A 14,599-nucleotide genomic window follows, 5' to 3' on the forward strand; every position below is an offset into this window, starting at 1 on the left:
CGGACGGTCGGAACCGTCCGGGGAGGCAGGGTGCGGATCAGGAGTTGGCGGGCTTGAGGTGCAGGACGACGTCCAGCGCGTTGGCCTGGGTGGGCTGCCCGGCGCCGTACGCGTTGCTGTCGTCGGGCCAGCCGACCCAGTTCTTCGTGCTGTACGCGGCACCCACGTTGTCCGCACCGACCGGGATCATCGGCGTCTGCTCGACGAACACCTTCTGCAGGGTGTTGAGCGCCGTGGTACGGGCTGCCTCGTCACTCGCGGTGGCGTACGCCTTGAGCGCGGTGGTCGCCTCCGGGCTGTTGAAGCGGCCGAAGTTGCCCGCGGGCGAGGCCGTGCCGATCGGCTTGAGCAGCGAGCCGTCCATCACGGTCTGGTACAGGTCGTACGGCGTGGAGCCGCCGTTCGTCCAGCGGAACGTGGCGTCGAAGTTGCCCTCTTCCACGTTCTTGAACCAGGCGTCCTGGTTGGCCTTCTCGACCGTGGCCGCGATGCCGATCTGCTCCAGGTTGGACTTCACGATCTCCAGCGAGGTCTGGTAGTCCGACCAGCCGGCCGGGTCGGTCAGCGTGATCTTGACGGGCTTGCCGCTCGGGTCGGTCAGCGTGGTGCCGTTGAGCTTGAAACCGGCCTGGGTGAGGACCTTCTTGGCGCCCTCGACGTCGACGGTGGAGTTCTTGCCCTTGTAGTCCGGCGCGACGAACGCGTCACCGGCCGGCGACGGCAGACCGGTCACGCTGCTGACCACGGGGTGGAAGTAGCCCGCCTCGGCCTGGTTGAAGATGTCCTCACGGTTGACGACCATGTTCATCGCCTGGCGCAGCGCCGGGTTGTCGAACGGCTTTTTCGCTGTGTTGATGTACAGGCCGTGGATGCCCAGGACGGCCGGGGCCCACACCTTGTAGTGCGCCGGGTCCTTGTCGATGAACACGGTCTTGTAGTTCGGGATGAAGACGAAGCTCCACTCGCAGGCGGCCGAGCTGAGCGCGGTGGTCTGCGCGTTGTTGTCCGTGTACGAGGTGTACCGCAGCTCCTTGACCTTCGGCAGGTCCTGCCAGTAACCGCTCTCTCGAACCGACAGCGTCGTGGTCTGCGGCGTGAACGACTTCACCGTGTACGGGCCACTGCCGACCGGGTTCTTGTTCACGTCGGTGTCCGGCTTGGCGACGCTCTGCCAGATGTGCTTGGGCACGATCGGGGTCTGCCCCAGCCATTTGTCCTTGTAGACGAACATCGAGCTGGTGAACGTCACGGTCACCACGTTGCCGTTGGTCGTGATGCTGTCGTACGGCGTGTTGTTGGTGTTCAGCCCCTTGTTGCTCTTGATGAGGTTGAACGTGAACGCGACGTCGTCCGCGGTGAGCTTCTGCCCGTCCGACCAGGTGGCGTTGTCCCGGACCGTGATGTCGACCTGCTTGAACGCCGGGTCCCACTTGGCGTCCGTGGCCAGCCAGGGCTTGGACGGGTCGGCCGGCTTCACCGGGTTCCACATCATCAGCGGCTCGTAGATCATCCACTTGAAACCGAGCGATGCGGCGGCCGAAGTGGACAGGAACGGGTTGAAGTTCTCTGTCTGCGGGCCGTTCGGCATGCCGACACTGAGGAAGGTGGCGGCCGCACCGTTGGCCTTGTTGGCGTTCGGCGAATCGCTGCTGCAGGCGGACATTCCGCCACTGGCGAGGACACCCGCCAGGGCGACCGCGAACAGTTTCCTGCGCTGCATCAAATTCTCCTCGAGGGGTTAGGAAAATGCGGTTGGAGGGGTCGCCCGAGGAAGGGCTGCGCCGACGCGGGTACGACCGGGGTCGCCGAAGCGCGATGACGCCGGGTGGTGGGTGGTGGTGGAGCGCCGGACGACAGCGTCCGGCTGGTGTGCCGTTATGGAGCGGCGGTCTGTGCGACCACGGTGGAGGCGCGGACCTTGAAAGTGGCGGGAATGACGGTCGGACGGTTGGGCAGGGGTGAGCCCTCGAAGTGGGCGAGCAGCGTACGTGCCGCGGCCTCGCCCATCTCGCGCAACGGTTGGTGCACGGTGGTGAGCGGCGGCTGGGTGTGCGCCGCCATGGGTATGTCGTCGAAGCCGACCACCGCGACGTCCTGCGGGATGCGCCGGCCCGAGTCGAGGACCGCCTGCATAGCGCCGGTCGCGGTGAGGTCGTTGTGGGCGAAGATCGCGTCGAACTCGATGCCGGCCTCGATGGCCTGCCGAACGCCGTCCAGCCCGCAGGCGATGGTGAAGTCGCCGGGCAGGATGCGTTCGGCCGGGATCGGGTGACCGGCCTCGGCGTACACCGAGGTGAAGCCCTCCAGGCGTTGCTGGGTGCAGCCGAAGCGTTCCGGGCCGGCGACGACGAGGGGCGTGCGCCGGCCGATCTCCAGCAGGTGCCGGGCGGCCGCCCCGGCGCCGGTGTGGTGGGTGGTGCCGACGCTGGGGATCTGCCCGGGCTGGTGGTCCCTGTCGTCGATGAGTACGACGGGCAGGCCGCGGGCGTGCAGGGTGGCGATGTAGTCGAGGGTGCCCTCGGGCTCGATCACCAGCAGGCCGTCGAAGCTCTTGGCGGAGACCTGGGCGCCGAACTGGCGCATGGACTCCTCGCCGCGGTTGCAGGTGAACAGCAGCAGGCCGTAGCGCTCGGTCTCCAGGACGTCGACGGCGCCCTGCAGCACCTCGCCGATCCACGGCCAGGTCAGCGACGGGACCAGCATGCCGACCACGCGGGTCCGGCCGCGGGCCAGGCCGACGGCGCGGGAGCTGGGCACGTACCCGAGTTCCTCGATCACCTTGCGGACCCGGGCGGCGGTCGACTCGTCCAGCTCACCCTTGCCGTTGAGCACCCGGGAGACCGTGGTCTTGCTGACCTTGGCCCGGGCCGCCACGTCGGCGATGGTGATCGGCACTGGTCTCTCCTCCGAGGGGTCTGTCGTGTCCGGCCGGTTGCCGTGGAATTCGGAACCGGTTTCGGGAGCGGTTCCGGGCAGTTAACAGCAGTGAGCCGGGTCACGTCAACGCATGGATGACTTTCATCAGATTTCGAGACGGTAACGTCGCAGGTAAACCCAGGTGAGAGCGCTCTCGGAGGGGATTAAAGTTCCGTCGCGAAAAGGGACCTAACGGGCGGCTGAGCCCTGCCGTCGGCCAGGTGCGGCCGGGCTCGGGGATCAGGCCGCGGCGGGGCCCTCGACCCGGCGCACGATCTCGGGCAGCACCTCGCCCAGCGGCGCGTCCACGACCAGCCCCGCGTACGGCTCCCCGCGGGTCGTCCCCTGGTTGACGATCGCCACCCGGATGCCGTCCCTCGCCGCGCGCAGCACGAACCGCCGCCCCGACATCACCGTCAGCGAGGACCCCAGCACCAGCAACGTGCGCGCCGCCGCCACCAGGCCGAACGCGCGGGAGACCCGCTCGGGCGGCACGGTCTCGCCGAAGTACACGACGTCCGGCTTGAGCAGTCCGCCGCACGCCTCGCAGTCGACGACCACGAACCCGTCCAGCGCGTCGTCGTCCAGCGTCACGTCGCCGTCGGGATTGACCGCGGACACCGTGGGCGCGAAGCCCGGATTCGCCGCGGTGAGCCGCCGTTCGAGCGCCCACCGCAGGGTGCGCGCCCCGCATCCCAGGCACGTCACGTACGCCAGATTGCCGTGCAGCTCCACCACGTCGCGGGCGCCGCCCGCCTGATGCAGTCCGTCCACGTTCTGCGTGACGATGCCCTCGACCGCGGCCAGCTCCTGGAGCCGGGCGACCGCCCGGTGGCCCGCGTTCGGCGCGGCGTCGCCGATCGTGCGCCAGCCCAGGTGGCTGCGCGCCCAGTACCGGCGGCGCGCCACCGGATCGCGGGTGAACTCCTGGTACGTCATCGGCGTGGCCCGCCGCGCCACCCCCGACGGCCCCCGGTAGTCCGGAATCCCCGACTCGGTGGAGAGCCCGGCCCCGCTGAGCACCACCACGCCCCCGTCGCCGACCCACTCGGCCAGCCGCGCCACACCCGCATCCGTCACCCGTCCATGCTGCCTCGCCCTGCGCGAATGTCGCCCCCGGCGGGGATCGGGCGAAGGCCCCAGTCGATACGAGGGATGCACGAACGGTGCCGCACCGGTACGTTGATCCCATGGCCGTCGTCGCGCGCCTGCTGCCCCGTCACTGGGACGGGCGCCGACTCCTGCGGTTCCTCACCGGCCTCGCGCTGCTGGCCCTCGCCTTCACCGGCCGCATCGACGCCCATGCCGCCCCGGCACCCGCCGACGTCACCCACGCACTCCCCGCGATGCACGCCGCACAGGACCGCGCCGGCCGGGGCGTCGACGGGGCAGGCATCCGGCCGGCGTCGGCCGAGACGGTGCGGGCCGCGGCCGATGAGGACGCCGCCACGGTGCGGGCCGCGACGGATGAGAGCGTCGCCGCGGGGCGGGCCGCGACGGATGAGAGCGTCGCCGCGGGGCGGGCCGCGACGGATGAGAGCGTCGCCGCGGGGCGGGCCGCGACGGATGAGAGCGCCGCCGCCGGGCAGGCCGCGGTGGCGCAGGGCGTGACGGCCCGGCCCGGCCCGGCGGCCAGGGCGGGATCCGTCGCCGATGGCGCGCCTCACTTCGCGGGCACGACCCCGAACACCTCCGGCCCGCGGGCTCCGCCCACCGTCTGACCCGACCCCTCGCCGGTGACCGGCCGGGCGTCCGTGCGTGCGCGCCGCCCGACCGCGTCACCCCGTGGCGGCAGACGCGGCGCTGGTGGCCGTACCTGAAGCCGGTCTGCACCACGGCGCGTCGTGCGCGGCGCGCCCAGAGATCGCTCGATGCTTCGCAAATCCCCCCGAGGTGTTCATGATGGAAACTGCCCTGCACAGCATCCTGATCTCCGTCCCGGAGGCCGCCGTCATCTGGCTGACCATGCTGCTCGCCGCCACCGCCGCCGTGGTGGCCTTCGCGCTGCCCGGCCGTCTGTCGGTCCGGCTGGCCCTGGCCGGTCACCCTCCGGTGGAACCCGACGAGGCCGGCGCGGACGCCGACGCCGGTCAGCGCTACGCCGACGAGATCGCCGTGGCGGCCGAGCGGGCCGCCGCCACCGCGCGCCGCTGCCGCGCCGAGTGGGAGCAGGCCTGCCGTGCGCTCGACGCCGCGTGGACGGCGTACGACGACGCGGACGCCGCCGCCCGCCGGATGGCCGCCGCCGCGGCGTACCCGTTGCTGGTGCGCCGCCGCAAGCCGGCCGACCGGATCGACAGGGAGCGGTGGCTGCACCAGACCGCCACGGCCGCCTGCCGCAACCGCGACCTGTCCATCGCCCAGCTCAACGACGTGCTCGCCCACCGGGGCTGGAACCCCCGCCTGCACCCCGTGCACCAGGAGGTGGTGCTGCGCCAGGCGGTCCGCGAGCACCGGCTGGGCGCGTACCGGGAGGCGGCGGGGCGGGAGCGGCGGAGCTGGCTGGAGGCGGAACGGGCGGCGGCCGCGCTGGCCAGTCTGCGGGCCGAGGCATGTGCGGCCAGCGTACGGGCGGGGGAGGGTCCCCGGTCCGCCGGCGCCGAGTGGTGGGCCGAGCAGTGGGCGAGCACCGAACCCATCCCGATGGTGGCCGCCTGAGCGTCGCCGACGCGCCCACCAGCGGATCCTCCACACTGGAGTGACCCGTCGCTCCTTCGCGGCGTCACCCACCCGTTCGCGCACGACCGTCGACCCGGCCGGGTACCGTCAGCCGGAGACATCGACAGCAGCGGGGCCGGGACCCGCGGGGGCGAAGGGGGACCGGGCGTGACGGTGACGCCGGCGGGCGGTGCACCCGCGCAGCGGCTGCACCGGGCCGCGCGCGTCGAGGACGCGCTGAACAAGATGGTCGAGCGTCGGCTGCGGGGGCGCGGCTGGCAACCGGTCATCACGGCGTACACCGGCTACGGCGCTCCGGGCTGGGCCCGGGTCATGGCGCGGATCGTGCTGACCCGCGGTGCCGAGGCCCGCAAGCGGCGCGACAAGGTACGCGGCTGGCGCAGCTTCACCACCTCGCCGGTGCACGACGCGCCGGTCCTGATCCGCGTCGGCGACCAGGTGCACGAGACCCGGACGGACCGCAGCGGCTACGTCGACTGCCGGCTGACCGGCGACCTCGAACCCGGCTGGGCGTCGGTGCGGATCAGCACCGAGGGTGCCGCCACGGTGGAGGCTCCGGTCCGGGTGGTCGACCCGCAGGTCCGCTTCGGTGTCGTCTCGGACATCGACGACACGGTCATGGTCACCGCCCTGCCGCGCCCGTTGCTGGCGGCGTGGAACACGTTCGTCCTCGACGAGCACGCCCGGGCGGCCGTGCCCGGCATGGCGGTGCTGTACGAACGCCTCTCCCGGGCCCACGCGGGCGCCCCGTTCGTCTACCTGTCCACCGGCGCGTGGAACGTCGCGCCCGCGCTGACCCGCTTCCTGTCCCGCCACCTGTACCCGGCGGGCCCACTGCTGCTGACGGACTGGGGTCCCACCCCGGACCGCTGGTTCCGCAGCGGCCAGGAGCACAAGCGCACCACGCTGCGCCGGCTCGCCACCGAGTTCCCGCACATCAAGTGGCTGCTCATCGGCGACGACGGCCAGCACGACCAGGAGCTGTACTCCGAGTTCGCGCACGCCTTCCCGGACAATGTGGCCGCCGTGGCCATCCGGCGGCTCTCGCCGACCCAGGCCGTGCTGGCCGGCGCCATCCCCGGGCCGGCCGGCGACCCCGAGGTGGTCGGGTCGGGTGGCAAGTCCTGGTTCACCGCACCGGACGGCGCGGGGTTGTGGTCGCTGCTGCGGGACACCGACATTGTGTGACGATCAGCTGTCCTCGGCGTCGTCCCCGAAGTCGGCGCCGGGCTCGTCCGCCTCGGCGAGGCGGGCATGCAACCGATCCCGGATCTCGTCCGGCGTGTACGCCCGCCGCCGCCGTTCCGCCCGGGCCAGCACGATCCCGGTGGCCGCCACGCCTGCCAGCCCGGCCAAACCCGCTACCTTCCACCAACGCATCTGCTGAGGATAGACACGTGGTTGCCACCATCAGCCTCGACGAGGCCATCGACCTGACGCGTACGGGTGACATCTGGATCTTCCGGGGTAGCAGCGCCCCCGACCGGGCCATCCAGGCATTGACCAACAGCCCCGTCAACCATGTCGGCATGTCGCTGGTCATCGAGGACATGCCGGCGCTGATGTGGCACGCCGAACTGGGCAAGTCGCTGCCGGACCTGTGGTCGGGCACGTTCCAGCGCGGGGTGCAGCTGCACGATCTGCGCGACGCCGTCGTCGTCTGGGCCAACCGGTACGGCCAGCGCGCCTGGCTGCGCCAGCTGGAACAGCCGGTCACCACGGCGATGGAGGACAGGGCGTTGCAGGCCGTCGCCCGGCTCGACGGGACACCGTTCCCGTCCACCGCCCAGCTGGCCTGGCGCTGGGCCCGCGGCCGGGTGCCGCAGGTGCGCCGGCCGTGGCGGCGCCCGCAGGCGGAGGTCGACTCGGCGCTGGAATCCGCGTATTGCGCGGAGGTCGTCGCGGTCACCTACGAGCAGATGGGGCTGCTGCCGCGCGGACGCCAGCCGAACTGGTACGACCCGGGCCGGTTCTGGAGCGGCGACGACCTGGAGCTCTGCGCCGGATACCGGTTGGGCGAGGAGATCGCCGTGGAGATCCCCGCGAGCTGACTCCGCGCCCCGTTCCGGGGTGCCCGACAGTCAACAGATCATCAAGTTTGGGTAAAGCCCCTTGCATCCGGCGCTGCCTGCCGATGGCATCGCTGGCGCTTCTGCGCGCCGGTGCCCCGGACCCGATCCGCTGCAACCCCGCCGCACCCGACGGCGAACCGTCCTGCACCCTCTGACCAGCAACGTTCTCCTCGATGCCGGGCCATTCCCCCGCACCCGGCCGTTACATGAGGAGATCCCCCATGAGCGGTGTACCCGTCGTCGACCGCCGCCGCGAAGACGTCGTCCGCGCGCACATGCCGCTGGTCGGCCACCTGGTCCGCGAGATGCTGGCCCGGGTTCCGGCTCACGTCAACCGCGACGACCTCCTGTCCGCCGGATACGCCGCCCTGGTCGCGGCGGCCCGTGGCTTCGACGAGGAGCGCGGGGTGCCGTTCGCCCGGTTCGCCGCGGCCCGCGTCCGGGGCGCTCTGCTGGACGAGCTGCGCGGCCTGGACTGGGCCAGCCGCTCGGTGCGGCAGCGGGCCCGCCGTACGGACGCCGCACGCCAGGAGCTGACCGCCGAGCTGGGCCGTACGCCCACCGCGGGTGAGGTCGCCGAGCGCCTGGGCTGTGCCGTCGAGGACATCGAGGCCGCGGACGACGACGTGCAGCGCGCGGTCGTGTTCAGCCTGCAGGGCTTCGCGACGGCGGGCGCCGAGGACATGGTCACCGAGCCGAGCGCCGGGCCGGAGGAGATGCTGCTGCGCCGCGAGCGCCTGGGCTACCTCAAGCACGCGATCGACGCCCTGCCGGACCGCCTGCGCGCGGTCATCAGCGGGTACTTCTTCGACGAGCGCCCGATGGCGCACATCGCCGCGGAGCTGGGCGTCACCGAGTCCCGGGTGTCGCAGCTGCGGGCGGAGGCCCTGGTGCTGCTGCGCGACGGCCTGAACACGCACCTGGACCCGGCCCTGGCTGCGCAGGCGTCCAAGAAGGACGGTTGTGTCGCGCGGCGCCGGGCGGCGTACTACGACCAGATCGCGACGCTGGGCACGCTGCACAGCCGGCTGGCCTGCACGGGCGTGGACGGCCTGCCGAGCGCGGCCTGATCCGCCTGCGTCCTTCGTGGTTCATCGCCCGGTGGTGCGTCGACGCGCCACCCGGCGTTAGCACATCCGGTGGCGCTGGTGCTGATGTGATCACTGTGCGCGGATGAGACGTCCGTTACCCGCCCGCGGGTGGTGCCGCACCCTGCCGAATCCGCTAGTCTGAACATTTCCATAGCCAATAAAAAAGCGACCACTGTCTTCTGGAGTTCAGAAGATTCTTCCGAAGATCGGAAGAATGGTCGCTGGCTTCGGAATGTTACCACGACGAGGAGTGGATTTGTCAAGCTCGGCCGACAGCGTCCACAGTGCGCCCCACGCCGACATCGCGCGGGAACAGGCGTACCTCGATGGGCTCTACCGCCGCCTGGATCAGCTGCGTGAGCAGGCCGATCGCCGGTTGCGGGGCATCCTGCGGGAAAGCGGGGGGACGCCGCAGGGCCGTTCCCAGCGCGACGCCACGCGCATCCATTACACCGAACAACTCGCGCAGATGAATTCGGTGGAGAACGGCCTGTGCTTCGGCCGTCTCGACTTCACCGCCGACAATCCCCGCTACATCGGCCGGATCGGATTGTTCGACGAAGACCGGGAACGGGACCCGCTGCTCGTGGACTGGCGCGCACCCGCCGCCCGCGCTTTCTATCTGGCCACCGCGGTGTCCCCGGACGGCGTGACCCGGCGCCGCCACCTGCGTACCCGGGGCCGTGAGCTGGTCGGGATCGACGACGAGGTGCTGGACCCGTCGCTGGGCGGCGTCGGCGGACGCGAGGACGTGACGGGGGAGGCGGCGCTGCTGTCCGCGCTCACCGCGAACCGCACCGGCCGGATGCGCGACATCGTCGAGACGATCCAGGCCGAGCAGGACGAGGTGATCCGCTCGCCGCTGCCGGGTGTGCTGGTGGTGCAGGGCGGCCCGGGTACGGGCAAGACCGCGGTCGCGCTGCACCGCGCCGCGTACCTGCTGTACACGTACCGGGCGCAGCTAACCCGGTCGGCGGTGCTGATTCTCGGGCCCAACGCCACCTTCCTGCGCTACATCTCCCAGGTGCTGCCGTCGCTGGCCGAGACCGGCGTGCTGCTGGCGACGCTGGGCGACATGTTCCCCGGGGTGCGGGCGCGCGCCGTCGAGGCCCCGGCGGCCGCGGCGCTCAAGGGCCGGCTCGGCATGCTCGACGTGCTGGCCGCCGCGGTCGCGGATCGCCAGACGGTCCCGCACGACCACGTCGAGGTCGACCACGAGGGCTTCCCGCTGCGGATCGAGCGGTCGGTGTGCGAGGACGCCCGGGCCGTCGCCCGCGGTTCGGGCCGCCCGCACAACCTCGCCCGGGCGGTCTTCGTGACAGAGGTGATCCACGCTTTGTCGTTGCAGGTCGCCGAGCGCATCGGCGCGGACCCGCTGGGCGGGGAGAATCTGCTGGACGAGGCCGATCTCGCCGAGACCCGCCGGGAGCTGCGCGAGGACCCGGAGCTGCAGGCCGCGCTGGCCGGGTTCTGGCCCGTGCTGACCCCGCGCCGGGTGCTGCGCGACCTGCTCGGCTCGGCGGACCGGCTGGCCAGCGCCGCACCGCAGCTGACCGACGAGGAGCGGGCGCTGCTGTGCCGCGAGCGCGGCGCCGACTGGACCCCGGCCGACGTGCCGCTGCTCGACGAACTCGCCGAGCTGCTCGGCGAGGACGACAGCGCGCGGGTCAGGGCCGCGGCCCGCGAGCGCCGCGAGGCGATCGAGTACGCCGAGGGCGTGCTGGAGATCGTCGAGGGCTCCCGCTCGCTGGACTTCGAGGACGAGGGCGAGGGCGAGATCCTGCACGCGGTCGACGTGGTCGACGCGAGCGCCTTCGCCGAGCGCTACGCCGAGGTGGACACCCGCACCGCGGCGGAGCGGGCGGCCACCGACCGTACATGGATGTTCGGGCATGTGATCGTCGACGAGGCCCAGGAGCTGTCGCCGATGGCGTGGCGGCTGCTCATGCGCCGCTGCCCCAGCCGTTCGATGACCGTGGTGGGCGATGTCGCGCAGACCGGCGACCTGGCCGGCACGACGACCTGGGACCAGGTCTTCGAACCGTACGTGGCGCAGCGCTGGCGGCTCACCGAGCTGACCGTCAACTACCGGACCCCGGCCGAGGTGATGGCCGTGGCCGCCGACGTACTGTCCGCGATCGACCCGTCGTTGCAGCCGCCGCGCTCGGTGCGCGAGGCCGGGGTCGTGCCGTGGGCGTCGCGGGTGTCGGGCACGCTGGCCGAGGAGCTGGTCGCCGCGGTGCGCCGGGAGGCGGCGGAGGCCGGCGAGGGCCGGCTGGGTGTCCTGGTGCCTGCCGCCCTGGAGGCGGAGCTGGGCCACGCGCTGCTCGGCGCCGTGCCCGAGGCCGCGGTGGGGGAGCAGCCGGACCTGCGCAACCACATCGTGCTGATGACCGTACGGGAGGCGAAGGGCCTGGAATTCGACAGCGTCCTCGTGGTGGAGCCGGACGACATCGTGGCGGAGTCCCCGCGCGGTCTCAGCGACCTGTACGTGGCGGTGACCCGCGCGACCCGCCGCCTCGCCGTGCTGCACACCAGGGACCTGCCGAAGGTGCTGGCCTCACTGGAACCGTGACGACGACGGGGTTGGCGCGCCGCGCCAACCCCGTCAAAGACTGCCGGTCCCGGTTCAGGCGGCCGGGGCGCCCAGGCCGAACGTGGTGTGACCGTTGGCGTTGGTCAGCGCCAACCGGCTGTGCATGGTCGTGTTGCCCGCGATCGCCGCGTAGTAGCCGGCGCGCCGCCGGGCCGTGATGCTGGCCGGGTTCTCCGGCACGGGCGCCAGGTGCGGGTCGAGGTGCGTGTTGAGGCCGTCCTTGAGCAGCGACAACGCCTCCGCCCGCAGCTGGCTGATCCGGCTCTCGGTGACGCCCAGGTCGGCGGCGATGTCGGCCATCGGCCGCTCGTTCAGGAAGTACTCCGTGATCACGGTCTGCAGCCGGTCGGGCAGCGACGCGATCGCGTGGTGCAGGTAGCCGATCTGCTCCCGGCGCAACAGCATGTCCTCCGGTCCCGGCGTCGGCTCGGTGACCAGGTCGTCGGCGCTGGAGCTGGTGAAGTTCTGCAACGACAGCACGGTCGCGCGCTGCACGTCGGAGTCGGTCTGGTGCAGCTCGTTGGTGGTGGTGCCGAGCGCCTGCGCCAGTTCCTCGTTGGTGGGCGTACGGCCCAGCGCGGTGGTGAGGCGCTGCCGGGTGCTGTCCGTCGCCCGCGCCTTGGTCCGTACGGACCGGGTGGCCCAGTCGAGCGAGCGCAGCTCGTCGAGAATCGCGCCGCGGATCCGCGTGGTCGCGAAGCGGTGGAAGGGAATGCCACGGTCCGGGTCCCAGCTGCGGGTGGCCTTCACCAGGGCGTGCAGGCCCGCGCTCGTGAGGTCGTCGCGGTGCACGTGGTTCGGGATCCGGCTGAGCATGTCCCGGACCAGGTGGCCGACGAGCGGCATGTGCTGGCGGACCAGTTCCTCCTGCTCGCGAGCGGACAGGACGGTCACACCAACGGTGTCGGTGTCGAGGTCGGCAGCAGTCGTGTCGGTGCTGGTCATGGCGTTTCCCCCGGTATTGGTCGGCGGCCCGGGCGGTGGGCTTGCCGGCTGACAGGGAAACTGTGTGTGACCTGGGGTACGCCTTCCGGTTGCGCAGAGTTGCCGCAGGGTTGTATCCGACCGGATCTTGGTGACTGTCCGGGATCGGGGGAATAGGGCGTACGCCGCTGGGCCCGGTTGGGGCCGGGCGGTCAGGGGCGATAGGGATTACGCCCGGTGAGGGCGGGGTGGTCGGGCGTCGCGGGCGGGGGTGCCCAGTGAGGGGGGCGCCGCCGCGGGGGTTCGGCGGCGCCATGGTGTGAATCGGCGCTGCGGGAACCCGGTTGAGATTTGCCGGCCGCTGTGGCGCGGCTCGCTCCGTGCGGCGGAAGGAGGCCCGTCAGTCGATCGGGTGGGTCAGTTGATCGGGAACGCCGGGCTCCGCCGGGTCCGGCGGCGGCGTACGCGGCGGCGCCGCTGAGTGAGCAGGAGCAGCAACGGGGTCCCGGCCAGCACCACGGCCACCGCGGCGGCGGCCCCCACCGAAACGCCCCCCGGCATGGCGGCCCGCGTGACCGGCACCTGCTGCCGCGAGCCCGCCTGCGGGGCCGGGGCGTCCTTGACGGTGTCCGTGCCGTCGCGCGGGCCGACCAGCTGACCGACGGACGTACCGCGCGGCACCCTGAACCCCCAGTCGAGCAGCGCCGCGCCCTGCTGCCAGCCGCGCAGCGGGCTCGCCTCGGCGCCCAGCAGCGTGGCGACGAGGCGGCGGCCGCCCCGCTGCGCCCCGCCGACGTAGCTGTGCCGGGCGAGCTGGGTGAAGCCGGTTTTTCCGCCGAGCGCACCCGGGTAGTTGTAGATCAGCTTGTTCTCGTTCTGGAACTGGAACCCGCCCTTCTTCAGGGCTTTCTGGGCGGGCATCTGCGCGCTGCGGGTGAGCGCGTACCGGCGGAAGTCGGGCCGGTCGAAGCAGACGCGCGCGATCAGCGCCAGGTCGTACGCGCTGGTGAACTGGCCGGGCCCGTCGAGGCCGGACGGGGTGACCGCGTGGGTCTGGTCGGCGCCCAGCCGCTGGGCCTCGGCATTCATCGCGGCCACCGTCGCGGCGACGCCGCCGGTCCCGCCGCCGAGCCGGGCCAGCGTGTTGGCCGCGTCGTTGCCGGAGTTCAGCAGCAGGCCCAGCCACAGCGTGGACACCGAGTACTTTCCGCCGCGGACCAGACCCACCGCGGAGCTGCCCGGCTCGATCGCCAGGTCGCCGTCGGTGATCGTCACGGTGCGCTTCGGGTCGAGCTTCGGCATCACGGTCGCGGCCAGCAGCAGCTTCTGCACGCTGGCCGGGGTGCCGTACACGTGGGGGCCGCAGCCGCCCAGCACCTCGCCCGTGTCGAGGTCGGCGACCAGCCAGCTGGTGGCGGTCAGCGCGGGTGGCTTGGGCGAGCCCGGCGGCACGACCAGCCCGTCGGTGGCCAGGGCCGGACCGCCCACGGACCGCTGTTCCGGATCGTCCTTGGGCGGGACGGGCCGGGGCGGGCGCCCGGGCGGCGGCTTGACCGCGGGCCGGGGGCACGGCACGGGCGCCGCTGCGGTCCGAGCCTGGTGGGCCCGGTTGGCGGCGATCTGCGCTCGGCGGGTCGCGGTGGTGGTGCTCTGTGCCTCGTGGGCCGGGGCGGCAGTGGCGGGGGTGGCCGCACCGAGCGGTGTGACCAGGGCGGCCGCGACGACCGCCACCACACCGCGCCACAGGGGTCGGAGGGCGCGTGTCACGGCCATGTGACCCCCGCGTCGAGGCGGCGCGCCAGCAGTTGCGCCAGCGGCATGGTCTCGCCGTCGCCGCCGCCCGCGCCGACCACCAGCCGGGGCGGGCTGGGCGTCAACTCGGCGCCGCGGAACCGGGCCCGCAGCGACGCGGGCACGCTGAGTACGTAGTACCGGCTGTCCTCACCGACCGCGACCGAACGGTTCGCCTTGAGATACCAGCCGCGCAGCCGGGTCCGGTACGTGGCGCGGCCGTCGAACGAGCGGGCGGTCAGCGGCGCGGGGGACAGGCCGCGCTCGGCGGCCCGGTGAACGAAGTCGGTCAGCAGATCCGCGGCCCGTGTCGCCTCGGCGGCCCGGTCCGCCTCCAGCGCGGCGGCGCGCCCGGCGACGGCCCGCCCGCGCAGCTCCCGCCAGGCGGCCCGTTCGTCGTTCATGGCGACGACCCTAACGTCCGTCCGCCGCCCGTAGCCACCCGGGTTTGCGAAGCCGGTCGATCGGCCCGGACCGGCGAATCGCGTGAATGGCCGCGCGCCATTTCGCAAAACCAGGCTCGGAAAATA

Annotated in this window: 13 protein-coding genes; 6 read left to right on the forward strand and 7 right to left on the reverse strand. The window is 72.4% G+C overall.

Going from position 1 to position 14,599, the window contains the following annotated elements; genetic code table 11:
- Positions 1 to 37 precede the first annotated feature (37 nt).
- From ACMCNN_RS09210 to ACMCNN_RS09220, 3 genes are all read right to left on the reverse strand, one after another.
- Positions 38 to 1,720, reverse strand: coding sequence for an ABC transporter substrate-binding protein (locus ACMCNN_RS09210; RefSeq protein WP_412745763.1), 1,683 nt, complete (start codon positions 1,718 to 1,720; stop codon positions 38 to 40).
- Positions 1,721 to 1,875: 155 nt separating this feature from the next.
- Positions 1,876 to 2,895, reverse strand: coding sequence for a LacI family DNA-binding transcriptional regulator (locus tag ACMCNN_RS09215; RefSeq protein WP_412745764.1), 1,020 nt, complete (start codon positions 2,893 to 2,895; stop codon positions 1,876 to 1,878).
- Between the two features lie 261 nt (positions 2,896 to 3,156).
- Positions 3,157 to 3,996 (reverse strand): NAD-dependent protein deacetylase, encoded by an 840-nt coding sequence (locus tag ACMCNN_RS09220; RefSeq protein ID WP_412745765.1) that lies wholly within the window; start codon positions 3,994 to 3,996, stop codon positions 3,157 to 3,159.
- 110 nt (positions 3,997 to 4,106) lie between these two features.
- Between ACMCNN_RS09220 and ACMCNN_RS09225 the strand changes: the two genes are divergently transcribed.
- The 3 genes from ACMCNN_RS09225 to ACMCNN_RS09235 all read left to right on the forward strand — a co-directional run bounded on the left by ACMCNN_RS09225 (position 4,107) and on the right by ACMCNN_RS09235 (position 6,783).
- Complete coding sequence (locus ACMCNN_RS09225; protein WP_412745766.1) at positions 4,107 to 4,637, forward strand: hypothetical protein; 531 nt, start codon at positions 4,107 to 4,109, stop codon at positions 4,635 to 4,637.
- A gap of 181 nt (positions 4,638 to 4,818) precedes the next feature.
- The gene (locus ACMCNN_RS09230) at positions 4,819 to 5,574 is read left to right on the forward strand and encodes a hypothetical protein (RefSeq protein WP_412745767.1); all 756 of its coding nucleotides are present in this window, start codon (positions 4,819 to 4,821) and stop codon (positions 5,572 to 5,574) included.
- Positions 5,575 to 5,742: 168 nt separating this feature from the next.
- Positions 5,743 to 6,783: an App1 family protein gene (locus ACMCNN_RS09235; protein WP_412745768.1), complete on the forward strand. Its 1,041-nt coding sequence runs from the start codon at positions 5,743 to 5,745 to the stop codon at positions 6,781 to 6,783.
- A gap of 3 nt (positions 6,784 to 6,786) precedes the next feature.
- On the opposite strand, the gene ACMCNN_RS09240 is transcribed toward ACMCNN_RS09235, so the two are convergent.
- Positions 6,787 to 6,975 (reverse strand): hypothetical protein, encoded by a 189-nt coding sequence (locus tag ACMCNN_RS09240; protein WP_412745769.1) that lies wholly within the window; start codon positions 6,973 to 6,975, stop codon positions 6,787 to 6,789.
- A 17-nt stretch (positions 6,976 to 6,992) separates the two neighbouring features.
- Between ACMCNN_RS09240 and ACMCNN_RS09245 the strand changes: the two genes are divergently transcribed.
- From ACMCNN_RS09245 to ACMCNN_RS09255, 3 genes are all read left to right on the forward strand, one after another.
- Positions 6,993 to 7,646 (forward strand): hypothetical protein, encoded by a 654-nt coding sequence (locus ACMCNN_RS09245; protein ID WP_412745770.1) that lies wholly within the window; start codon positions 6,993 to 6,995, stop codon positions 7,644 to 7,646.
- A gap of 242 nt (positions 7,647 to 7,888) precedes the next feature.
- Complete coding sequence (locus tag ACMCNN_RS09250; RefSeq protein ID WP_412745771.1) at positions 7,889 to 8,737, forward strand: sigma-70 family RNA polymerase sigma factor; 849 nt, start codon at positions 7,889 to 7,891, stop codon at positions 8,735 to 8,737.
- A 253-nt stretch (positions 8,738 to 8,990) separates the two neighbouring features.
- Positions 8,991 to 11,333 carry a HelD family protein gene (locus ACMCNN_RS09255; RefSeq protein ID WP_412745772.1) on the forward strand — a complete coding sequence of 781 codons (2,343 nt, stop codon included), beginning with the start codon at positions 8,991 to 8,993 and terminating at the stop codon, positions 11,331 to 11,333.
- Between the two features lie 54 nt (positions 11,334 to 11,387).
- Here ACMCNN_RS09255 and ACMCNN_RS09260 read toward each other — a convergent pair whose 3' ends face one another.
- The 3 genes from ACMCNN_RS09260 to ACMCNN_RS09270 all read right to left on the reverse strand — a co-directional run bounded on the left by ACMCNN_RS09260 (position 11,388) and on the right by ACMCNN_RS09270 (position 14,473).
- Complete coding sequence (locus ACMCNN_RS09260; RefSeq protein ID WP_412745773.1) at positions 11,388 to 12,299, reverse strand: sigma-70 family RNA polymerase sigma factor; 912 nt, start codon at positions 12,297 to 12,299, stop codon at positions 11,388 to 11,390.
- Positions 12,300 to 12,695: 396 nt separating this feature from the next.
- On the reverse strand, positions 12,696 to 14,045 hold the full coding sequence (locus tag ACMCNN_RS09265) for a D-alanyl-D-alanine carboxypeptidase family protein (RefSeq protein WP_412745774.1): 1,350 nt from the start codon (positions 14,043 to 14,045) through the stop codon (positions 12,696 to 12,698).
- Positions 14,042 to 14,473 (reverse strand): hypothetical protein, encoded by a 432-nt coding sequence (locus ACMCNN_RS09270; RefSeq protein WP_412745775.1) that lies wholly within the window; start codon positions 14,471 to 14,473, stop codon positions 14,042 to 14,044. Before ACMCNN_RS09270 ends, ACMCNN_RS09265 begins: the two co-directional genes overlap by 4 nt.
- Positions 14,474 to 14,599 lie beyond the last annotated feature (126 nt).

The sequence above is a fragment of the Krasilnikovia sp. MM14-A1004 genome (assembly GCF_047159485.1).
Lineage (GTDB): Bacteria > Actinomycetota > Actinomycetes > Mycobacteriales > Micromonosporaceae > Actinoplanes.